At 66.1% G+C, this 22,302-nt stretch carries 17 protein-coding genes; 11 read left to right on the top strand and 6 right to left on the bottom strand.

Features of this window, described 5'->3' with window-relative positions; all coding sequences use genetic code 11:
• Positions 1 to 43: 43 nt before the first annotated feature.
• Both SZ55_RS17785 and SZ55_RS17780 read left to right on the top strand, forming a co-directional pair.
• Positions 44 to 1,009, top strand: a complete 966-nt coding sequence (locus SZ55_RS17785) for an L-carnitine dehydrogenase (RefSeq protein ID WP_044409185.1) — start codon at positions 44 to 46, stop codon at positions 1,007 to 1,009.
• Between the two features lie 34 nt (positions 1,010 to 1,043).
• Positions 1,044 to 1,523, top strand: a complete 480-nt coding sequence (locus SZ55_RS17780; RefSeq protein ID WP_044409181.1) for a thioesterase family protein — start codon at positions 1,044 to 1,046, stop codon at positions 1,521 to 1,523.
• 40 nt (positions 1,524 to 1,563) lie between these two features.
• Here SZ55_RS17780 and SZ55_RS17775 read toward each other — a convergent pair whose 3' ends face one another.
• Positions 1,564 to 2,196, bottom strand: coding sequence for a response regulator transcription factor (locus SZ55_RS17775; RefSeq protein ID WP_044409178.1), 633 nt, complete (start codon positions 2,194 to 2,196; stop codon positions 1,564 to 1,566).
• Positions 2,197 to 2,646: 450 nt separating this feature from the next.
• Here SZ55_RS17775 and SZ55_RS17770 point away from each other — a divergent pair, with 450 nt between their 5' ends.
• Positions 2,647 to 6,279 carry a transporter substrate-binding domain-containing protein gene (locus SZ55_RS17770; protein ID WP_082078278.1) on the top strand — a complete coding sequence of 1,211 codons (3,633 nt, stop codon included), beginning with the start codon at positions 2,647 to 2,649 and terminating at the stop codon, positions 6,277 to 6,279.
• Here the strand turns inward: SZ55_RS17770 and SZ55_RS17765 are convergent.
• On the bottom strand, positions 6,273 to 7,463 hold the full coding sequence (locus tag SZ55_RS17765; protein WP_044409176.1) for an EAL domain-containing response regulator: 1,191 nt from the start codon (positions 7,461 to 7,463) through the stop codon (positions 6,273 to 6,275). The genes SZ55_RS17770 and SZ55_RS17765 overlap by 7 nt on opposite strands.
• Before the next feature lie 164 nt (positions 7,464 to 7,627).
• Here SZ55_RS17765 and SZ55_RS17760 point away from each other — a divergent pair, with 164 nt between their 5' ends.
• The 4 genes from SZ55_RS17760 to SZ55_RS17745 all read left to right on the top strand — a co-directional run bounded on the left by SZ55_RS17760 (position 7,628) and on the right by SZ55_RS17745 (position 12,594).
• Positions 7,628 to 8,257 carry a response regulator transcription factor gene (locus tag SZ55_RS17760; protein WP_044409173.1) on the top strand — a complete coding sequence of 210 codons (630 nt, stop codon included), beginning with the start codon at positions 7,628 to 7,630 and terminating at the stop codon, positions 8,255 to 8,257.
• Positions 8,258 to 8,550: 293 nt separating this feature from the next.
• On the top strand, positions 8,551 to 9,078 hold the full coding sequence (locus SZ55_RS17755; protein WP_044409170.1) for a fimbrial protein: 528 nt from the start codon (positions 8,551 to 8,553) through the stop codon (positions 9,076 to 9,078).
• Between the two features lie 77 nt (positions 9,079 to 9,155).
• Positions 9,156 to 9,866, top strand: coding sequence for a fimbrial biogenesis chaperone (locus tag SZ55_RS17750; protein WP_236692453.1), 711 nt, complete (start codon positions 9,156 to 9,158; stop codon positions 9,864 to 9,866).
• A 205-nt stretch (positions 9,867 to 10,071) separates the two neighbouring features.
• The gene (locus SZ55_RS17745; protein ID WP_052807626.1) at positions 10,072 to 12,594 is read left to right on the top strand and encodes a fimbria/pilus outer membrane usher protein; all 2,523 of its coding nucleotides are present in this window, start codon (positions 10,072 to 10,074) and stop codon (positions 12,592 to 12,594) included.
• Positions 12,595 to 12,673: 79 nt separating this feature from the next.
• Here SZ55_RS17745 and SZ55_RS17740 read toward each other — a convergent pair whose 3' ends face one another.
• Both SZ55_RS17740 and gbcA read right to left on the bottom strand, forming a co-directional pair.
• Entirely contained in the window at positions 12,674 to 12,985 is a 312-nt protein-coding gene (locus tag SZ55_RS17740; protein WP_044409164.1) for a hypothetical protein, read from the bottom strand.
• A 552-nt stretch (positions 12,986 to 13,537) separates the two neighbouring features.
• Complete coding sequence (gene gbcA, locus SZ55_RS17735; RefSeq protein ID WP_044409161.1) at positions 13,538 to 14,830, bottom strand: glycine-betaine demethylase subunit GbcA; 1,293 nt, start codon at positions 14,828 to 14,830, stop codon at positions 13,538 to 13,540.
• 360 nt (positions 14,831 to 15,190) lie between these two features.
• Between gbcA and gbcB the strand changes: the two genes are divergently transcribed.
• Complete coding sequence (gbcB, locus tag SZ55_RS17730; RefSeq protein WP_044409158.1) at positions 15,191 to 16,291, top strand: glycine-betaine demethylase subunit GbcB; 1,101 nt, start codon at positions 15,191 to 15,193, stop codon at positions 16,289 to 16,291.
• 717 nt (positions 16,292 to 17,008) lie between these two features.
• Here gbcB and SZ55_RS17725 read toward each other — a convergent pair.
• A complete protein-coding gene (locus SZ55_RS17725; protein WP_044409155.1) occupies positions 17,009 to 18,052 on the bottom strand; it encodes a threonine aldolase family protein in 1,044 nt (347 codons plus the stop codon).
• 215 nt (positions 18,053 to 18,267) lie between these two features.
• Between SZ55_RS17725 and SZ55_RS17720 the strand changes: the two genes are divergently transcribed.
• Positions 18,268 to 18,567 (top strand): hypothetical protein, encoded by a 300-nt coding sequence (locus SZ55_RS17720; protein WP_044409151.1) that lies wholly within the window; start codon positions 18,268 to 18,270, stop codon positions 18,565 to 18,567.
• 182 nt (positions 18,568 to 18,749) lie between these two features.
• Here the strand turns inward: SZ55_RS17720 and SZ55_RS17715 are convergent, their stop codons facing one another.
• Positions 18,750 to 19,055 carry an NIPSNAP family protein gene (locus SZ55_RS17715; protein ID WP_044409148.1) on the bottom strand — a complete coding sequence of 102 codons (306 nt, stop codon included), beginning with the start codon at positions 19,053 to 19,055 and terminating at the stop codon, positions 18,750 to 18,752.
• Positions 19,056 to 19,779: 724 nt separating this feature from the next.
• Here SZ55_RS17715 and glyA point away from each other — a divergent pair.
• Positions 19,780 to 21,033, top strand: a complete 1,254-nt coding sequence (gene glyA / locus SZ55_RS17710) for a serine hydroxymethyltransferase (RefSeq protein ID WP_044409145.1) — start codon at positions 19,780 to 19,782, stop codon at positions 21,031 to 21,033.
• Between the two features lie 15 nt (positions 21,034 to 21,048).
• Positions 21,049 to 22,299, top strand: a complete 1,251-nt coding sequence (locus SZ55_RS17705) for a sarcosine oxidase subunit beta family protein (protein ID WP_044409143.1) — start codon at positions 21,049 to 21,051, stop codon at positions 22,297 to 22,299.
• Positions 22,300 to 22,302 lie beyond the last annotated feature (3 nt).

Raw genomic sequence — 22,302 nt, 5'->3', positions numbered from 1 at the left:
AGCCCGGGACGCAGCGCCAATCGACACAGGATCAGGAGCCACCATGGCCTTCACTACTCACATCAGAACCTTCGCCGCCCTTGGCAGCGGCGTGATCGGCAGCGGCTGGGTCGCCCGCGCCCTGGCCCACGGGCTGGACGTCGTCGCCTGGGACCCGGCACCGGGTGCCGAGGCCGCGCTGCGGGCCCGCATCGCCAATGCCTGGCCGGCCCTGGAGAAGCAGGGCCTGGCGCCGGGTGCGTCCCAGGCGCGCCTGCGTTTCGTCGACACCGTCGAAGAGTGCGTGCGGGACGCCGACTTCATCCAGGAGAGCGCTCCCGAACGCCTGGAGCTGAAGCTGGCGCTGCATGCGCAGATCAGCGCGGCGGCGCGCCCGGAGGTGATCATCGGCTCCAGCACCTCGGGGCTGCTGCCCAGCGAGTTCTACGCCGACGCGCAGCACCCGGAGCGCTGCGTGGTGGGGCACCCGTTCAACCCGGTCTACCTGCTGCCGCTGGTGGAGGTGGTGGGCGGGGAGAAGACGGCGCCCGAGGCGGTGCAGGCGGCTATTGAGGTCTACAGCGCACTGGGCATGCGCCCGCTGCACGTGCGCAAGGAGGTGCCGGGCTTCATCGCCGACCGCCTGCTGGAGGCGCTGTGGCGCGAGGCGCTGCACCTGGTCAACGACGGTGTGGCCAGCACCGGGGAGATCGACGATGCGATCCGCTTCGGTGCGGGGTTGCGCTGGTCCTTCATGGGCACCTTCCTCACCTACACCCTGGCCGGTGGCAACGCGGGGATGCGCCACTTCATGGCGCAGTTCGGGCCGGCCCTGCAACTGCCCTGGACCTACCTGCCGGCGCCGGAGCTGACCGAGACGCTGATCGACCGGGTGGTGGAAGGCACGGCGGTGCAGCAGGGCGAGCGCAGCATCGCCGAGCTGGAACGCTACCGGGACGACTGCCTGCTGGCGGTGCTGGCGGCGATCAAGGACACCAAGGCCCGTCATGGCTTCGCCTTCGCGGAGTAGCCGGCATGGTCTTTCGACGGAGTGGAGCCCGGACATGAGCAACCCCCTGGTGACCTACCGCACGCGCATTCCCGCGGACTGGGTGGACTACAACGGCCACCTGCGCGATGCGTTCTACCTGCTGGTCTTCAGCTACGCCACCGATGCGCTGATGGAGGTGATCGGCCTCGACGAGGGCGGGCGCGCCGAGACCGGCCACACGTTGTACACGCTGGAGTGCCATCTGAACTTCCTGGCGGAAGTGAAGCTGGATGAAGCGGTGGAGGTGCACACCCAGGTACTGGGCGTGGACGCCAAGCGCCTGCACATCCACCACAGCCTCTACCAGCCGGGAGAGTCGGTGATGCTAGCAGCCAGTGAGCAGATGCTGATGAACGTGGACGCCGCCACGGCGCGCTCCTGCGCGTTCGCACCCGGAGTGGCGGAACGGGTCGGGGCGTTGTTCGAAGGGCACCGGGCATGTCCGCTGCCGGCGTATGTGGGGCGGGTGATCGGGCTGCCGTCTTCGCGATGAAGGCGGCGCCCCGGCGCAGGGGCCGGGGCTCGGCGCGGGGTCAGGTCGGCAAGGCGTAGCGGCGGGCGAAGTCGATGAGGTCCACCAGGTTGCGGGTCTTCAGCTTGTCCATCAGGCGGGACTTGTAGGTGCTGACCGTCTTGTGGCTGATGAACAGCTGCTCGGCGATTTCCTTGTTGTTCTTGCCGTTGGCCAGGTTCTGCAGCACAGCCAGCTCACGGTCGGAGAGGCTGTCCAGCAACTGGCTGTCGTTCGGGCTGCCGCCTTCCTGGGCGCCGGAGGGTAGGTGCACGGTGCTGGGGAACAGGCTGTAGCCGGAGAGCACCGAGCGGGTGGCGGAGATCAGGCTCACGGCCTGCTCCTGCTTGGAGAGGTAGCCGGTGGCACCGGCCTGCAGGCAGCGATTGGCATACAGCGCGGCCGGCAGCGAGGTGAGCACCAGCAGCTTGAGGTTCACGTCCATCGCGCTGAGGCGCCCCAGCACTTCCAGGCCGTCGAGCTTGGGAATGGCGATGTCGAGAATGACCAGGTCGGGGCGCAGGGAGCGGGCCATGCTGAGGCCTTCCACGCCGTTTTCGGTTTCACCGACGATTTCATAACCTTCGCGTTCCAGCAGTACGCGAGTCGCGAAACGAATCATGGGCTGGTTGTCGATCAGCAGAATCTTGCTCATCTGGTTGGTTCTCCTGCTCAAGTTTCTCAATTCAATAGGAAGGCGCACGGAAGCCTTCGGGAACTTGCCGTATGGGTGTGTTAAAGGATCGGTCTTTTGCCGTCCTGACCGCGAACGACGGGGGTATGGGCCCGAGCGCGATGTCGATCAAGTTGGCATTGAGCGATTCTTCTCAGAATCTTGCTCGCTGTCTTTCGGACTATTCCGAATACTTCGTTTTTCTGCCCGGCTAACTTGTACGACCTGATTTATCCGTCTGATGAGGCGGCTTAAAAAGTTTGGCTAAGCATGTAGAGCGCGGATTATATTTGCGGTGCGCGGCGGGATTGGTCTTTTGGGAAGTTTCCTACAAGACATGTAGGTATTACTTTTATGTACGTCCCCTTAGGGTCGCCTGTCTGCTCTTGAACTAAGGTTTCCCCGACACCTCTTTTCCCTGCAGGTGGGTCTGTGTCCCGTATTTCCGTCCTCCGCACACTCTCCCTGTGCCTGTCTTTGCTGTGCCTGTCGTTCGGCGGTGTCGTCCTGGCCGAGGAAGGGCGCGCCCTCTCGCTGTCCAGCCAGGTGGTGGTGGACCAGCAGGAGCTGGAAATTTCCGAATCCGACTGGCACTGGTTGCGCCAGCGGCGGGAGTTGGTCATGGGCGTGCTGGCCCAGGGGTATCCGCCCCTGGAGATCGTCCAGGCGCAGGGGGCCTACCAGGGCATGACGCCGGACGCGGCCGCGCTGCTGGGGCAGATGCTCGGTCTGCAGATCCGCCTGCGTGCCTACCCCGACCGTGCGGCGCTGGAGAAGGCGCTGCTGGCCGGGGACATCGACCTGTTCGGTGCCGACAGCCATGGCGAGCAGGAGCCGGGGCTTGCCCGCAGCCTGGCCTACGGCTCCAGCCGGCTGGCGTTGTTCCGCCGTGGCGATGACCGTCGCGAGTTTCCCGATGACCTCAAGGACCTGAAGGTGGCCTACACGCCGGGGCACGGCGATGCCGTGGCGCTGTTCCCGTCCGCCCAGGCGCTGCCGGTCGACACGGTGGAAGAGGGCGTCGCCGATGCCGCCTTCGGCCGTGCGGACCTGCTGCTGGCCGATGTGGTGCCGGTCTACTACCTGCTGAACCGCGCCTTCTACGGCACGGTGCGTTTCGAGCGCTATGTGGATTGGCCCGGCGGCGAGCTGGCCTTCGTGGTGCGTCAGTCCGACCCGCAACTGCTGCGGGGGATCGATGGGGCGCTGCGTGCAGTCGGTCGCTCGCGCCTGGACGAGATCGCTCGCCGCTGGGTGGGCAACGGTGTGATGCCGGCGGCCGAGCGCATGGTGCTCACCCCGGAGGAGGCGCGCTGGGTGCAGCGTCATCCGGTGGTGCGCGTGGCAGTGGACGACGACCTGGCGCCCCTGGCCTTCTTCGACGGCAACGGGCAGTTCCAGGGCATCATCGCCGAGCTGCTGGACTTGGTACGGCTGCGTACCGGGCTGCGCTTCGAGGCCGTCAGCCGCACCGGCGGCTACGCCGGCCAGATCGACGCCCTGACTTCCGGCCTGGCGGATGTGGGGCTGCTGACGCAGGACCATGAGCGGGAAACCCTGCTGCGTTTCACCCGGCCGATCACCAGCAGCCCCTTCGTGCTGGTCACCCGTTCCGGCGCCGATGGCCTCGGCGAGTCGGTGGGGGACCTGTCCGGTCGCGTGCTCGCCCTGGGGCGCGGCCATGTGGCGCGGGAGGCGATCCGCCGTGCCTTCCCCAAGGCGGAACTGGTGGAACCCGGTTCGACCCTGGATGCCTTGCACAGTGTCGACACCGGCCGCGCCGATGCCGCGCTGGTGGGGCTTCCGGTGGCCCGCTATTACCTGGTGCGGATGTTCCAGGGCCGCCTGGCCATCGCCCAGGTGGCGCCGGTGGGGCCGGCCACGGCCAACTTCGCGGTGCGTCGGGGCGATACCGAGCTGCAGGCGATCCTCGACCGGGCGCTGGCCGAGCTGTCGCCCGACGAACTGGCCGCCACGGCCAACCGCTGGCGCGGCATGCCGGGCATGAGCCCGCAGACCTGGCGCGACTACGGTGTGCTCATCCAGCGAATCATCATCGGTGCGGCGGTGCTCCTGCTGCTGGTGCTGGCCTGGGTGCTGCACCTGCGGCGCCAGGTGCGCCGGCGCCAGCTCGCCGAGCGCCAGTTGCAGGATGAGCTGCGCTTCATCGAAACCTTGATCGACAGCATGCCGCCGCCGGTCTACGTGCGGGACACCGAAGGGCGCCTGCTGTCGTGCAACCGCAGCTACCTGCAGACCCTGGGCCTGCCCCGCGAGGCGGTGATCGGCCTGACGGTGACCGAACTGCCGGTGGATTTCCCGGACGCCGCCGAATTCCACCAGCGTCAGCTGCAGGCGATTGCCGAAGGACAGCTGCAGCGCTCGGTGCATGAGCTGTCCCTGGGCGGTCGCACCCTGTGGATCGAGCACTGGATCCAGCCCTTCCAGGATTCCACCGGGGTCACCCGTGGAGTGATCTGCGGCTGGCTGGACCTCACCGAGCACCACAACCTGGTGCTGGAGCTGGAAGCAGCGAAGAACATGGCTGACGCGGCCAGCCGCGCCAAGACCACCTTCCTCGCCACCATGAGCCACGAGATCCGCACGCCGATGAATGCGGTGATCGGCATCCTCGAACTGGCGCTCAAGCGCGCGGCCGACCGTCCCATCGACCCGGCCAGCATCGAGGTGGCCTACACCTCGGCGAAGGGTTTGCTGGAGCTGATCGGCGACATCCTCGACATCGCCCGCATCGAGTCCGGTCGGCTCAGCCTGTCACCGCGCCGGGCCAACCTGCGGGAGCTGGTGGAGTCGGTGGCGCGGGTGTTCGACGGTCTGGCGCGGCAGAAGGGGCTGGTGCTGAACCTGGACATCGATGGCGGCATCCAGGGCGATGTGCTGGTGGATGGCATGCGCTTCAAGCAGGTGCTGTCCAACCTGGTCAGCAACGCCATCAAGTTCACCCGTGAAGGCAGCGTCAGCGTGCGCATCCATGGCGAGGACGGCGAGTCCGACCAGTTGCACGTCTACCTCAGCGTGGTGGACACCGGCATCGGCATCGACCCGGCGGACCAGGCGCGCCTGTTCCAGCCCTTCGAGCAGGTGCAGCGCAGCACCGGGGCGATGGAAGGGGCAGGGCTGGGGCTGGTGATCTGCCGCTCGCTCTGCGAAATGATGGGCGGCCGCCTGACCCTGGACAGCGCCCTCGGGCGCGGCACCCGGGTGGATGTGGAGTTGCGCCTGCTGCGGCTCGACCCGATCCCGCTGATGGAAATCGCCCGCCAGGAGGAGGCCCAGGCCCGGCGGAGGCTGAAAGTGCTGGTGGTGGACGACCACCCGGTGAACCGGCAGATCCTTGCCCAGCAGCTCGCCTACCTGGGCCACACAGTGGTGGAGGCGGCGGACGGAGTGGATGCCCTGGCGCGCTGGCGCGAGCAGCCCTTCGACGTCGTTGCCACCGACTGCCACATGCCACGCATGAACGGGGCAGACCTGGCCCGCGCCATCCGCGAGGACGAGCGCAAGCAGGGGCGCGTGCCGGTCCTGATCCTCGGTCTGACCGCCGACGCCCAGCAGGAAGAAGTGGAGCGCGGCCTCAAGGCCGGTATGGACGATTGCCTGGTCAAGCCCATCGGGCTGGACCTGCTGGAGGAAAAGCTCGGCGGTGCCCCGGGCGCCTCACCCGCGCCGGTCGAGCCGCCGGCGGGGGAGGCTGCGGCGCTGTTCGACCTGAGCCCCCTGGCACCCTTGACCGGCGGCGACCCGGGCCTGGCGGTGAACCTGCTGCGGGAGTTGCTCAACACCAACCGACGCGACCTCGCCGCGCTGGAAGAGCAGCTGCGCCAGCACGACGCCTCGGCGCTGTTCGAGCTGGCCCATCGGCTCAAGGGCGCGGCGCGGGTGATCAAGGCCACCCAGGTGATCGAGGCCTGCGAGTACCTGTCGCGGGCCAGCGTGGTGGAACGGCCGCGCACCGAGGCCCTCGAGGCTGGCGTGGAGGCTGTGCGACGGGCCCTGGACGCCCTGGAGCGTGGCCTGCTCCAGCAGATGCCGGAGCTTCAGTGAAGCGTCGGGTGCTCTACCAGCAGGCGGTCGAAGTCCGGGCGGGCCAGCGGTCGGGAGAAGAGGAAGCCCTGGCCTTCGGTGCAGCCCAGGGACAGCAGGCGTTCGCGCTGCTGGCGGGTCTCGATGCCTTCGATGATCAGGCTGATGTCCATGGCCTTGGCCAGCGCCACCGCGCTGCTGATCACCGCGCCGCTGCGGGGCTGGCTGGTGAGCTTGCGGGCGAAACCGGCGTCCAGCTTCACCTGGCTGAAGGGCAGGTCGCAGAGGCGGTCGAGGGAGGAGTAGCCGGTGCCGAAGTCGTCCATCGACAGGCCGCAACCCATCATGCGCAAGCGAACGAGGTTCTCCAGGCTGGTGGTCGGGGCGCTGAACAGGCCGGTCTCGGTGACTTCGAAGGTGATGCCATCGGCGGGCAGGCCGGCTTCTTCCAGGTATTCGCGGACCCGCTCGGGGAGGGCGTTGTCGCTCAGTTGGCCGGGCTGGAGGTTGAAGGCGATGTTCAGCGAACGGCCCTCGCGAGCGAGGCAGCGCTGCAGTTCCAGGCCCTGGCGGAAGATCTGCCAGAACATGCGGTTGATCAGGCCGTGGGCCTCCATCATCTGCAGGAACTGCGCGGGCATCAGCACGCCGTGCTGCGGGTGGCGCCAGCGGGCCAGGGCTTCGGCACCGATCAGTTCGCCGCTGCGCAGGTCCACCTTGGGCTGGAACCAGGCTTCGAACTGGCCCAGTTCCAGGCCTTCCAGCAGTTCGTCGCGGGAGGGCAGTTCGAGGACTTCCGGCTTGCCCAGCCCACGGGCCTGGTTGGCTTCGTAGCGGGCCAGCAGTTGCGCGGCCCGCTCGATGTCGAAGGGCTTGCCCAGGTCACCCAGGCATTCCAGCCCGAGGGTGCGGATCATCGACTGGGTGGCCTGGCGCAGGGGCGCTTCCACGGCGCTGCTGAGGATCACCGAGCGCACCGCGCCGGAGTGGCTGGCGTGGCGGAGGAAGGCCAGGCCGTCCATGCCCGACATGCGCAGGTCGCACAGCACGACATCGACGCCGCCGCAGCTCTGCAGTTCGGCCAGGGCGCTGGCGCCGTCGCCGGCCTGGTGGATGCGCTGGACCCCCAGTTTCTGCAAGGCGGTGACGGCGATCAGGCGCTGGAAGGGTTCGTCTTCCAGAACCAGAATGCTGATGTTCTTCATGGCGAGGGCTCGGTTGGCAAAAAGTCCGGCCACGTTACGCAGGCAGTCCAAGTGCAGCTAGGCGAAGCGTCGGTAGCGTTTGTAGGAAATTTCATCTGTGGCACGACTGTGTCACAGTTTTTTCGGGGCTCCCCCGAGCCGTGGTCCAACGCGAGGTCGCAAGTATGAGAACAGCCCTGATCGTCGATGATCACCCGGTGATCCGCATGGCGGTGCGCATGCTCCTGGAGCGCAACGGGCTCGAGGTGGTGGGCGAGGCCGACAACGGCGTCGATGCCGTGCAGCTGGTGCGCCAGCACGAGCCGGACGTGGTCATCCTCGACATCGGCATTCCCCGCCTGGACGGCCTCAACGTCATCAGTCGCATCCGCTCGCTCGGGCTCGACAGCCATGTGCTGGTGCTCACCTCATTGCCCGCCGAGGGCTTCTGTCAGCGCTGCCTGCAGGCGGGGGCACGGGGCTTCGTGGGCAAGGAGGAGGACTTGCAGAACCTGGTGATCGCCATCAACTCCATCAGCGCCGGTTTCACCTTCTTCCCCGCCGATGTACTGCCGGTGGGGCAGGGCACGCCGGCCAGCGAGCAGGAGTTGGTGGGGCGTTTGTCCAACCAGGAGCTGATGGTGCTGCAGTACCTGGCGTCCGGCCTCGGTAACAAGGAAATCGCCGAGCGCATGCTGCTCAGCAACAAGACCGTGAGCACCTACAAGAGCCGCATCCAACAGAAGCTCAACCTCGCCTCGCTCCTCGAACTCATCGAGTTCGCCCGCCGCAACGACCTGAGCGCGCGGCAGTAGTAGCCCTTCTGCTTCGATCCTCTCCCTCCTGGTGCCCGTTCGGGCGCTCCCTCTGGGGGGCTGAGGTCGGCCTCGGAAAAAGTTTCAGATCCAGGTGAAATTTCCTACGGCTCGCATGGGTCGGGGACTCCATTCCCGCCGTGAGGGCATCGATATCATTGCGCTCGCCACGCTGAAGTGCGATGCGGTTCTCATTGCGAGAGCCGAAAGTGCTCAGTTCTGGTTCCGACTTTTGAGGTCACCCCCCCCCTTTGATTCGGCGCGTGGAACCAGGCGCCATTCAGGAGAGCTAAATGAAAAAGTTCCTCACCGCTGGCGCGGCCCTGGTCGGTTTCGGCCTGAGCAACCTGGCCCTGGCAATCGACGGCACCATCACCATCACCGGTGAGGTGTCCAGCAAGACCTGCACCATCGAAAGCCCTACGCTCAACCAGACCGTCGCACTGGCACCGGTTTCCCAGAGCTCCCTGGCTCCGGGGCAAAATGCCGGCTTCAAGCCCTTCGCGATCGCGGTGTCCAACTGCACCGTGGGTGCCAAGGTCAGAGCCAACTTCGAGATTGGCCCGAACGTCGACCCCGCCAACGGCACCCTGAAGAACGAGCTCAGCGGCGCTGATGCTTCCAACGTCGCCATCCAGTTGTTCAACAAAGATCAACAGGCCATCAACCTGGCTACTGGCGCTAACAACATTGAGGAGATCATTGGCGCCAACCAACAGGCCGCGCTTGGCTTCTTCGCCGCGTACCTCGCCCCCGTGGGCGAAGACGTGAAGCCTGGTCAGGTGAGTACCAAAGTCACCTACACCATGAGCTACGAGTAAATATCCTCCTGCTCGCCCGGGACTCCCCCGGGCGAGTTGCCTCTACGGTACTCCCTATGTCCCTGCGCTTTTCATCCATGCGATGGCTGCTGGCTGTCGGCACCTTGTTGTTCGTCTCCGTTGCCCATGCCGGCATCGTGGTCAATGGCACCCGGTTCATCTATCCCGCAAAGCAGCAGGAGATCGGCGTACGGGTCAGCAATGACGGCGACCAACCTTCGCTGGTGCAGGTGTGGGTCGACCGCGGCGATCCCGAGATCCGCCCCGAGAATGCCGAGGCACCTTTCGTCATGACGCCGCCCCTGTTCCGTGTTGATCCCGGCAAGGGCCAGAGCGTTCGGGTTGCCTTCACCGGCGAGTCGCTGCCCAAGGATCGCGAGAGCGTCTTCTGGCTGAACCTTCTGGATGTGCCGCCCATGCCCAGTGAGGACGGCAACTACATGCAGTTCGCCATTCGCACCCGGGTCAAGCTGTTCTACCGCCCCGAGGGGCTGCCGGGCCGCCCGGACCGCGCCATCGAGCAGGTGGCCTGGAGCCTGGCCAGCATCGACGGCAAGCCTGTGCTCAGGGCCACCAACCGCAGTGCCTACAACGTGTCCTTCGGCGATATCGCCCTGCGTGCCAACGGCCGCGACTACAAGGCTGGCAGCGGCATGGTCGGGCCCTTCGGCAGCCACGACTTCCCGGTTACCGGGTTGTCCGGCATGCCGGCATCCGGTCGCGTGGTGCTGCAGTGGATCAACGACTACGGCGCCAGCGTCGGTCAGGAGAGCAGCCTGGACAAGTAGGTCCGGGCATTAGTCGCCATTTTCTTTACACGAATCCCAAGGAGCATCGCGCTGGTCGATGCGAGGTGTACCCATGACTTCGCTTCCCGATACGGATGCCGTTGGCCTCACAAGGGCCTTACTCCCGGGCGGTCAGCGGCGGTGCCCTGTCGTACGCCCACACCTGTTGGCTTTTGCCGTGGCCATGGCCTCGCTCGGGGGGGCGATGGGCCTCGTCGATGCGGACGAATTGCCCAATAGCCCTCGCTTTGCGGCCTTCAACCCTGACTTCCTGTTCAATGGCTCGGGGCAGGGTGAAGCGGTGGACCTGTCCCGCTTCAGCCGCGGCACCGTGCTGCCGGCGGGCACCTATCGGCTGGACATCCTCCTCAACGAGCGCTGGATAGGCCGCCAGGAAGTCCGTCTGCAGGACGACAAGGACGCGCCCAACGGCGCCCGGGTCTGCTTCACCCCGACCCAGCTTGGCACCATCGGCCTCGACCTGGACAAGCTGCCGGACCCGGCGGCCGCCCGCGCGAAGCTGGAAAGCGAGGAGTGCCTGGACCTGACGCAACTGGTGCCGTCCTCCAGCGTCAACGTCGATCTGTCCGAACTCAGCACCTACCTCAGCGTCCCCCAGGCCTACCTTGGGCGGCAGGTGCGCGGTGAGGTGGACCCCCGGGACTGGGATCGTGGCGTCACTGCCGGTTTCATCGGCTACAGCGCCAACCTCTACCGGAACCACACCGACAGTGGCGATACCCAACAGCTCAGCATCGGGCTCAACAACGGCATCAACCTGGGCGACTGGCGTCTGCGTACCAATGGCAACTACAGCCGCTCCAGCTCGTCGGGCGCCCCGTCGCGCAGCCACTACAGCAACAGCAGCACCTACGTGCAACGGGACCTGACCGGCATCCGTTCGCAACTGACCGTGGGTGACTACTACACGCCGGGCGAGCTATTCGACAGCGTGCCCTTCCGGGGCGTGCAGGTGGGCTCGGACGACCGCATGCTGCCCGACGCCCTGCGCGGTTATGCACCGGTCATCCGCGGCGTGGCGGAGACCAACGCCAAGGTCACCATCCGCCAGGGTGCGTCGATCCTCCACGAGACCACGGTCTCCCCCGGACCGTTCAGCATCGAGGATCTCTACGACTCGGGCTACTCCGGCGACCTGGAGGTCACCGTGACCGAGGCGGACGGCCGCCAGCGCACCTTCCTCGTGCCTTACGCTTCCGTGGCCCAGTTGCTGCGCCCGGGCATGTCGCGCTTCAGCGTCACGGCCGGCGAGTACCGCAACGACTCGGCCGAGCGCGTCCCGCGCTTCGTCCAGGGCACCTACCAGCGCGGCATCTCCAACGACTGGAGTGCCTACACCGGCAGCATCATTGCCGAGAAGTACATGGCGGTTCAGGGTGGCGTGGCCCTGAGTACCGGCATGGGCGCCCTGGCACTGGACGTGACCCAGTCGCAGGTCAAGGAGTCCCCTCTGCGCACCGAGGACTCGACGCCCAAGGGCGGCCGCAGCTACCGGATGACCTACTCGAAGCTGGTGGACGCGACCCAGACCAACTTCACCATGGCGGCCTATCGCTTCTCCAGTCGCGGCTACCTGAGCTTCAGCGACTACGCCCAGGCTTACGGTAATCCCCAGGGCGGACTCTATCGCCAGCGCAGCCGCTTCCAGGTGAGTGCCACGCAACCCCTGCCGGGGGAAATGGGCAGCCTCTACCTGAGCGGCTCGTCGCAGAAGTACTGGGACGCCTCGCGCAAGGGCGACATGACCTTCCAGGGCGGCTACTCCAACAGCTACCGCTGGGGCTCCATGAGCCTGTCGGTGGGGCGTACCCGCATGGGCGAGGGGTACGAGAACCAGTACATGATGAGTTTCAACATCCCCATCGGCGATGTAGGTCGTTCCGCCAGCCTCAGCACGTCGGTCAACTACGCCAAGGGCCGGAGCAGCACCCAGGCCAGCCTGAGCGGCTCCCTCGGGGAACAGTCCCAGGCCAGCTACAGCCTCTATGGCTCCACCAGTCGCGACCAGGGCGAGCGCTTCAACAACACTGGTGGCAGCTTCAACTACCGTGCCTCCGCCGTGGCCCTTAACGCCGGGCTGAGCAAGGGCACTGGCTACCGCCAGGAAAACCTCGGCGCGATGGGCACCATCGTGCTCCACCCGGGGGGCGTCAACTTCACCCAGACCCAGGGCGAAACCCTCGCCATCATCGAGGCCAAGGGCGCCCAGGGTGCCTATGTGTCGAACGATGCCGGGACGCGGATTGCCGGCAATGGCTACGCCGTGGTCGGTGGGCTGTCCCCGTATCGGCAGAATCAGGTGGTGATCGACCCGGCCGGGCTGTTCCGCAACGTGGAGCTGCAGGTCACCGAGCAGTCGGTGGCGCCCCGCCATGGCGCGGTGGTCATGCTCAACTACCCGACCATCAGCGGCATCCCGGTGCTGTTGAAGATCGTGCGGGACAACGGCGAGAACCCGCCGCTGGGCTCCGAAGTGCTCGATGCCGACGGCAAGAGCCTGGCGATGGTGGGGCAGGCGGGCCGTGCGTTCCTGAGGGGGCTGGATCCGACCGGATCGCTGGTGGTGCGTTGGGGCAGCGACCCCGACAAGCGTTGCACCTTCGAGTACCGGCTGCCGGAAGCAGACCCGGATGATCTCAATTACCAGCAGTTGGAAGTTCGCTGTATCACCCGTACCGGGCGTTCCGAGGTCGCGTTCGCCGACTGACGCCTGGGCTACCTGAACGCTTTTCCTCATCGGGGCCGGTCTTTACCGGCCCTGTCTTTTTCTGCGCGTCCGAACTGACTCAGTTGAAGGTGACGGTGATGATCCCGCCCTTGCGGCCCGAGCGGGTCGTGACGGGCTTCATCGCCACGCTCTGGGTCTGGGCGACGCCTGCACAGGCCGAGTCATGGAAGGGATCGGTCGGGGTGCGCGGGCTGATTCCATTGGCGCGTCCCACATTGTTCTGCCAGACACTTGTAGGAACGCTGCACATGTCTTTTACGATTCGGCCCTGAAAAGTGATCTGACCACGAGCAGGTTCGGTGGCATTGGCTTGGGCAGCGCCCAGGGCCAGGAAAAGGGCGACGGCGGAGAGACTCAGTATTTTTTTCATGTTTAGGGCTCCTCACAGACATGACCTGAGTAAAAATCAGCGCGCTCCTACAATCCAGTTTTTTGCTGTCCTCTTTTTCTGTAGGCGACCTCGGGTGGGACGCCCTTGCGTCACAGTTCCATTTGCGACTGCCGATATTTTGTGACCACGTTCATTTCGTGGTCCTCGTCAGAAATTTCCTATATGGATCTTTCGTCCCTTAGAGGCCACAATCGGGCAGTCATCCCGCCGCAGGCACACTGCAAAAGCACCTCTGCTCCACCCGCCTCGCACACACGGCCAAGCCCCCTCGTTCAGCACCGACAGCCTTCATTTGCCTTTTCCGCCCCTGCACGGGGGGTGGAGTGGTTTTCTGCGGGCATGAAAAAGGCCCATCGCACTGGCGCGATGGGCCATATAAAAAAGCCCCCGTCAGGGCCGACGACCTGACGGGGGCGAGCGGTGTCCCTGACGGGACCTCAGTGTGTTGCTTTCAGCGCCGGGAGCGTTTGCAGGCCAGCGCCGCGTAGAGCATGAGCAGGATGAGGAATCCCAGGCTCAGGGACATGTCGCTTACTCGGCGCCGACCTGGCGCAGCTTGGTGGCCGGGGTGTCGCCCAGGTTGTTGAGCATCCGCTCGCTGTACCAGTCGAGGAAGTTGATCACGCCGAACTCGTAGGTCTTCGAGTAGGGGCCGGGCTGGTAGGCGGAGGAGTTGATGCCGCGCTGGTTCTCCTCGGCCAGGCGACGGTCCTGGTCGTTGGTGGCGTCCCACACCTCGCGCAGGCGCGCCACGTCGTAGTCCACGCCTTCCACCGCGTCCTTGTGCACCAGCCACTTGGTGGTGACCACGGTCTCCTGCGGGCCGATGGGCCACACGGTGAAGACGATCATGTGGTCGCCCATGCAGTGGTTCCAGGAGTGCGGCAGATGGAGGATGCGCATGGAGCCCAGGTCCGGGTTCTGGATGCGGCCCATCAGTTTCTTGCTGCCCTGCTTGCCGTCCATGGTCATGGACACGGTGCCTTCGAGCAGCGGCATGCGCACGATGCGGTTGCGCAGGCCGAAGCTGGCGTGGGCATAGGGGATCTTCTCCGCGTCCCAGGCCCGGGTGCAGGCGGCCACCTGATCCTTGAAGGCCTGGCTGGCGCGCGGGTCGGTCACGTCGTCCCACTCCAGCAGGGTGTTGAGCAGCTCCGGGTGCGAACCACTGCAGTGGTAGCACTCGCGGTTGTTCTCCATCACCAGCTTCCAGTTGGCGGCTTCACGCAGGGTGGTTTGCACGGCCACCTTGGTGTTCTCCATATCGTAGGGCTCCATGTAATGGGCCAGCGTGGAGAGGAAGTCGTCGATGGCCGGCGGGTTCTCCGCCAGGCTGATGAAGATGTAGCCACCGGCGGTCTTCACGTGCACCGGCTTCAGGCCGTACTGCTTCATGTCGAAGTCGGCGCCCATCTCGGTGCCGGCGAACAGCAGGCGGCCGTCCAGTTCGTAGGTCCACTGGTGGTAGGGGCAGACCAGCTTGGCCACCTTGCCCTTGTCGCTGACGCACAGGCGCGAACCGCGGTGGCGGCAGACGTTGTGGAAGGCATGGACCTGGCCTTCGGCGCCGCGCAGGACGATCACCGGGTTGTCTCCCACCTGCAGGGTCAGGTAGTTGCCCTTGGCCGGGATCTCGCAGGTCATGCCGGCGATCAGCCACTCCTTGTGGAAGATCTCCTGCATGTCGAGCTGGAACAGGCGCTCGTCGTTGTAGAACGGCTGGGGCAGCGAGAAGGTGTGGTCGCGCTCCTTGAGCATGGCGGCCGTGGCCTTGCGTGCGGGTTCGAGCGGGTCGACCAGGCTCAGGGGGGAAGTGACGTCCATCGGTAACTCCTCAAAAGGCTGGTCGCACCGGCGACCGCCGCAATGGGTGGCTGATTCGGTTGTCACGCAAGGCGGCGTGACGTGCCCCTCTGTTCTCCCTGGCCGACTGCAGGCCCTGCTGCGGATACGAGGGTGGTTTTTCGAAAAGCCTCGTGTTCTGGCTGGGGCCGAGTGTGCTGTCGCCATGGGGCACGACCTTATCCACGGGCGACACGGCCGCATCCGTTTCCGACGCTCGAGCCCTTGTGGTTGCTGGCAGGTCGCGATGAGCATGCGAATGTCGCTGGCAGGTAAGTGGTGGGGATTTGCGTTCAGCAGAATCCGATCAAAGGCGCCGATCCACGGTGCGCGGAGATGCGTATGAGCAACAGCTTCCTGAACCCGGTGAACACCCAGACCTGGACCAACGGCCGCCACCTGGTGCGCTGCGTGAAGACCGTCCAGGAAACCTGGGACGTCCGCACCTTCTGCTTCATGGCCGACCAGCCGATCCTGTTCTTCTTCAAGCCCGGCCAGTTCGTCACCCTGGAGCTGGAGATCGACGGACAGCCGATCATGCGTTCGTACACCATCTCCAGCACGCCCTCGGTGCCCTACAGCTTCTCCATCACCATCAAGCGCGTGCCGGGCGGCAAGGTCTCCAACTGGCTGCACGACAACCTCAAGGAAGGCGATGTCCTCCCCGTGCACGGCCCGGTGGGGCTGTTCAACGCCATCGACCACCCCGCCGACAAGGTGCTCTACCTTTCCGGCGGCGTCGGCATCACCCCGGTGATGTCCATGGCCCGCTGGTTCTTCGACACCAACGCCAACGTCGACATGGTCTTCGTCCACAGCGCCCGCACGCCGAAGGACATCATCTACCACCGCGAACTGCGCCACATGGCCTCGCGGATCGCCAACTTCAAGCTGCACCTGGTGGTGGAGCGCTACGACGCCGGCGAGACCTGGTCCGGCTACCGGGGCTACCTCAACGAAGCGATGCTGCACCTGATCGCCCCCGACTTCATGGAACGGGAGATCTTCTGCTGCGGCCCCACCCCCTACATGAGCGCGGTGAAGCGCCTGCTGCAGGCCAAGGGCTTCGACATGGCGCGCTACCACGAAGAGGCCTTCGGCCCGACGCCCCCCGAGGTGCGCGAAGAGGTCAAGGAACTGGCCGCCGAGGCTGCCGAGGCCGCGCCCGTGCCGGCCGCCGACCAGCACCTGGTGGAATTCAGCAGCACCGGCAAGAGCATCCGCGTCGCCCCGGGCGAGACCGTGCATTCCGCCGCCGCCAAGCTCGGCCTGCATATCCCCAAGGCGTGCGGCATGGGCATCTGCGGCACCTGCAAGGTGATGAAGACCGCCGGTGAGGTGGAGATGGAGCACAACGGCGGCATCACCGACGAAGACGTCGCCGAGGGCTACATCCTCTCCTGCTGCAGCGTGCCCAAGGGCGACGTCTGCATCGACTACTGAGTCCCCAGCATCGGCCTGTACGGAAAACGACCAGGGCCTGCAAAGCCACGTCGGGCGGGGCGCAGCGGGTTTCGCGAACAGCTTGTCCACAGGCTGGTCCACGGCATCTGTGGATCGGCCGCGTACCCTCGGGCCGCGCACGACACGGCTTCCAGCCGCTTGAGGTTCCACGGGAGCGGGCTGTTCAGGATTTGATCAGCGCGCTGAAAGCCTTGCCAGCCATGGGCTGCAGGTATCTATCCACAGGTCGGTCACAGCCTCCTGCACAGTGGGTGTGCATAGTCACCCCGCCGGTACCACGTTCCTGCTCGTAGGCTGACCTCCAGCCCAGATAGCGCGGGCGCCGTGGTGTCCGAGCAGGGGTGAACAGGTTGTCCACAGGCTTGCCCACCGTTATCGGGGAAAACTTGGGGCCGACGCCCCGTGGAACATCCAGAACCCGGCTGGGTCATCCAGTCATTTCGCGGCCTTCAGGCCTGGCTGAAAAATGAACGACCGGCTGGGCGCCACGTCTGGCAAAGGGTGTGGCGATCTATCCACAGGCAGTCGACAGGCCGGTGCACAGCAGCTGTGCATGAATGCACGGCAAGTTGCTGAAATAGAACGAAAAACAGGCGGAAGGCCGGGGCCGTTGCGGCGCCTGGCCTGGCGGGAGGGCTCCACGGCTTGTCCACAGGTTGATGCACCGTAATCGGGGACAAGTCGCGGAGCGGGGCGTCAGCCCTGGGCCATGGCAGCGCGGATGTCGGCGGCCAGTTCGCGTACCCGGGCTTCCTCGGTGTCCCAGGAGCACATGAAGCGAGCGCCACCGGCACCGATGAAGGTGTAGAAACGCCAGTTGCGCGCCCGCAGGTACTCCAGCGCCGCCTCGGACATCTGCAGGAACACCCCGTTGGCTTCCACCGGGAACATCAGGCTCACCCCCGGCACGTCCGCCACCAGCTCTGCCAGCAGCTGCGCGCAGCCGTTGGCGTGCTGTGCGTAGCGCATCCAGGCGTCGTCCTGCAGCAGGCCCACCCAGGGCGCCGAGAGGAAGCGCATCTTCGAGGCGAGTTGCCCGGCCTGCTTGCAGCGGTAGTCGAAGTCCTCGGCCAGGTCATGGTTGAAGAACAGGATCGCCTCGCCCACTGCCATGCCGTTCTTGGTACCGCCGAAACACAGCACGTCGACGCCGGCCTTCCAGGTCAGCTCCGCCGGGGTGCAGCCGAGGAAGGCGCAGGCGTTGGAGAAGCGCGCGCCGTCCATGTGCAGGCGCAGGCCCAGCTCCTTGCACACCGCGCTGATGGCGCGGACTTCCTCCGGGCGATAGACGGTGCCCACTTCGGTGGACTGGGTCAGCGTCACCACGCGGGGTTTCGGGTAGTGGATGTCCTGGCGCTTGAGGGCGATCTCGCGCACCGCGTCGGGCGTCAACTTGCCTTGCTCGGTGCGGGCCAGCAGCAGCTTGGAACCGTTGGAGAAGAACTCCGGCGCGCCGCATTCGTCTGTCTCGACGTGGGCCGTCTCCGAGCAGATCACGCTGTGGTAGCTCTGGCACATCGAGGCCAGTGCCAGGGAGTTGGCCGCCGTGCCGTTGAAGGCGAAGAACACCTCGCAGTCGGTCTCGAACAGGCGGCGGAAGTGATCGGCGGCGCGCGCCGTCCAGCTGTCCTCGCCGTAGGCGCGCTCATGGCCCTGGTTGGCCTGGGCCATGGCGGCCCACACTTCCGGGCAGATGCCGGAGTAGTTGTCGCTGGCGAATTGCTGGGTCTTGTCGGTCATCGAAGGGTCCTTTCGGTGTGCCGCCCCGTGCGTAGGCGGCCGATGGGATGTAAGTTAACGCCAGCTTGGATGCACGGAAACGTGCTCAGGCGACATCTGTTTCCACCCAGGCGCTGTCCGGGCGCCTTCAGGAACTCCGAGCGGGCTTTGCGGCTCACAACAGAACCGCACCTGCCACGGGGCCGGACCCTGCCATCACCTGAGGAGTGTCACCGATGCGCTACACCCACCTGCTTGCCGTTGCCGCCACCCTTTCCGTCAGCCTGTCGGCCGCCGCCGCCCAATGGGGGCCGGGCGAGCGCGAGCGTTTCGTCCAGGACTGCGCCGCCGGCGCCCAGGCCCAGGTGGCCGGGGACAAACTGCAGAAATACTGCGGCTGTGCTGCCGACAAGGTCGGTGCCGAGTTCAGCCAGGCCGAGCTGGACGAGCTGAAGAACCAGACCACCCCGCTGCCCAAGCCCACCCACGAGCGCCTGATCAAGGTCACCAACCAGTGCCTGGCGCACCTCAACTGACCCCATCCCCCGGGCCTGGCCGCTGGCCGGGCCCTCTCCCCGCGTTCCGTATCCGCACGCCCGCGTAAAACCGACACGTCGCCCCTCGGGCGCTGCGTCTGCACGCGTCCGCTGTGCCTGTGGGTATCAGGGGCGGGCGGCGCTGACGAACCGGAGGTGGCGCCAGGCCGCAGGGGGAGGGGTCATTCGAAGACCGGGCGGAAGAAGCTGCGCTCGTAGCTGAGGATGCAGCGGGTCTGCTCCGCGTAGGCGAAGGCCGCCTGGCAGTCGGCGTCCTGCATCGACTGGGTGCGGTAGGTCTCGTAGGCGGCCAGGCTGGGGAAGGTGAACATCGCCATGGCGACGTTGTTGGCGCCCTCGGACGGCAGGAAGTAGCCATGGTGCTGGCCGCCGAACTTCTCCACCAGCGGAATCCACAGGCGCCCGTAGTGCTCGAACTCGGCGAGCTTGTAGGGATCGATGATGTAGCGCAGGTAGCAGGTGACCATGGGGCGTCCTTTTCATTGGGCGATTGCCTGGGAGCCGGCACGCTAGCCAGTGCCCGGGCGGCTTGTCCAGCGCGCCGGCATCCACAGCCTGTCCGGACCACTGTGCAGCGCTGTGGGCAAGTGGGGCACTGGACAACCTTTCCGCAAACCCTCAAAGGCCTCTTCAGGCGTGGGTCATGACGATCTATCCACAGGCTGTGAACAGGGCCGTGCACAGTTTCTGTGGGCAAGCACCGGCTGCAACCCGCTGATGCTGCTCAAGAAATGTACGAAGCCCGGGAGGCCTCACCGTGCCTGGTGTGGCGCCAGCGCTCTACAGGTTATCCACAGGGTGCTCCACGCTTTGTGGGGATCACCCACGTGTGTTCATCCATCGCCTCTCCGTCGCGCCGACGGCCATGTCCCGTGGCGTCATCTACTGTTCCCATCGCGTCGTCGCTTTTGGCAAAGACGGCGCGGCCTGGCACCGCCGCGCCCTGTCGCCCCGGAGGCAGGGTGGCCGCTGAAAGCGCCGTGTCGCGGGCCGGGTCGTTTGAGCATTTGGACGTCGTAAACAGGCAAGTCACCCCCCAGGCGTTTTCGCACAATCGGTCGCAACAGGCCCGGTCAGGCCGGAGATTCCGGCGCTGGCGCCCCCGGAGGAAACACCGGTGGGCGCTTGCCGCGATGGCTTCCGACCAGCCCCCCAAACCCCGTGCGACAGCCGCACCGCAGGAGATCAGCGATGTTCAGCAAGCAAGACCGAATCCAGGGCTACGACGACGAACTGTTCAGCGCGATGCAGGAAGAAGCGCACCGACAGGAAGACCACATCGAGCTGATCGCCTCCGAGAACTACACCAGCCAGCGGGTGATGGAAGCCCAGGGCAGCGGCCTGACCAACAAGTACGCCGAAGGCTACCCGGGCAAGCGCTACTACGGCGGTTGCGAATTCGTCGACAAGGTGGAGCAGCTGGCCATCGACCGCGCCAAGCAGCTGTTCGGCGCCGACTACGCAAACGTCCAGCCGCACTCCGGCTCCTCCGCCAACAGCGCCGTCTACCTGGCCCTGCTCAATGCTGGCGACACCCTGCTGGGCATGAGCCTGGCCCACGGCGGCCACCTCACCCACGGCGCCAAGGTGTCCTCCTCCGGCAAGCTGTACAACGCCGTGCAGTACGGCCTGGACCCGGCCACCGGCCTGATCGACTACGACGAAGTCGAGCGCCTGGCCGTGGAGCACAAGCCGAAGATGATCGTCGCCGGCTTCTCCGCCTACTCCAAGACCCTCGACTTCCCGCGCTTCCGCGCCATCGCCGACAAGGTCGGGGCGCTGCTGTTCGTCGACATGGCCCACGTCGCCGGCCTGGTGGCCGCCGGCCTGTACCCGAACCCGCTGCCTTACGCCGACGTGGTCACCACCACCACCCACAAGACCCTGCGCGGCCCGCGCGGTGGCCTGATCCTCGCGCGCAAGAACGAAGAGATCGAGAAGAAACTCAACTCCGCCGTGTTCCCCGGCGCCCAGGGCGGCCCGCTGATGCACGTCATCGCCGCCAAGGCCGTGTGCTTCAAGGAAGCGCTGGAGCCCGGCTTCAAGACCTACCAGGCCCAGGTCATCAAAAATGCCCAGGCCATGGCCAAGGTATTCATCGACCGTGGCTACGACGTGGTCTCCGGCGGCACCGACAACCACCTGTTCCTGGTCAGCCTGATCAAGCAGGGCCTGACCGGCAAGGACGCCGACGCCGCCCTTGGCCGCGCCGGCATCACCGTGAACAAGAACGCCGTGCCCAACGACCCGCAGTCGCCCTTCGTCACCTCCGGCGTGCGCATCGGTACCCCGGCCATCACCACCCGCGGTTTCAAGGAAGCCCAGTCCACCGAACTCGCCGGCTGGATCTGCGACATCCTCGACCACCTCGGCGACGCCGATGTGGAAGCCCAGGTGGCCCGGCAGGTGGCGGCGCTGTGCGCCGACTTCCCCGTCTACCGCTGATCCAGGAGTCCGAGCATGCAACGTTATTCCGGCTTCGGCCTGTTCAAGCACTCCCTGAGCCATCACGAGAACTGGCAGCGCATGTGGCGCAACCCCACGCCCAAGCCGGTCTATGACGTGATCGTGGTGGGCGGCGGTGGCCATGGCCTGGCCACGGCCTACTACCTGGCCAAGGAATTCGGCGTGAAGAACGTCGCGGTGGTGGAGAAGGGCTGGCTGGGCGGCGGCAACACCGCGCGCAACACCACCATCGTCCGCTCCAACTACCTGTGGGACGAGGCGGCGCACCTCTACGAGCACGCCATGAAGCTGTGGGAAGGCCTGTCCCAGGACCTGAACTACAACGTGATGTTCTCCCAGCGTGGCGTCTACAACCTCTGCCACACCCTGCAGGACATGCGTGACGCCGAGCGCCGCGTCAGTGCCAACCGCCTCAACGGTGTGGACGGCGAACTGCTGAACGCCCGCCAGGTGGCCGAGGAGATCCCCTACCTGGACTGCAGCAAGAACACCCGCTACCCGATCCTCGGCTCCACCGTGCAGCGCCGGGGCGGCGTGGCCCGCCACGACGCCGTGGCCTGGGGCTTCGCCCGCGCCGCCGACGCCCTGGGCGTCGACCTGCTGCAGAACACCGAAGTGATCGGCTTCCGCAAGCAGGATGGCGCGGTGATCGGCGTCGAGACCAACCGCGGCTTCATCGGCGCCAAGCGCGTCGGCGTGGTCACCGCCGGCAACTCCGGGCACATGGCCAAGCTCGCCGGCTTCCGCCTGCCGCTGGAGTCCCACCCGCTGCAGGCCCTGGTGTCCGAGCCGATCAAGCCGATCATCCACAGCGTGATCATGTCCAACGCCGTGCACGGCTACATCAGCCAGTCCGACAAGGGCGACCTGGTCATCGGCGCCGGCATCGACGGCTACAACGGCTACGGCCAGCGCGGCTCCTACCCGACCATCGAGCACACCCTGCAGGCCATCGTCGAGATGTTCCCGGTGCTGTCGCGCGTACGCATGAACCGCCAGTGGGGCGGCATCGTCGACACCACCCCCGACGCCTGCCCGATCATCGCCAAGACACCGGTGAAGAACCTGTTCTTCAACTGCGGCTGGGGCACCGGCGGCTTCAAGGCCACCCCCGGCTCGGGCAACGTCTTCGCCGCCAGCCTGGCCGCCGGCGAGATGCACCCGCTGGCCAAGCCCTTCTCCATCGAACGTTTCCACAACGGCGCACTGATCGACGAGCACGGCGCCGCTGCCGTGGCTCACTAAGGA

The sequence above is a fragment of the Pseudomonas sp. FeS53a genome (genome assembly GCF_000931385.1).
Lineage (GTDB): Bacteria > Pseudomonadota > Gammaproteobacteria > Pseudomonadales > Pseudomonadaceae > Metapseudomonas > Metapseudomonas otitidis.
The sequence above is the reverse complement of the archived record's forward strand: the minus strand, read 5'-3'. Positions and strand labels throughout refer to the sequence as shown.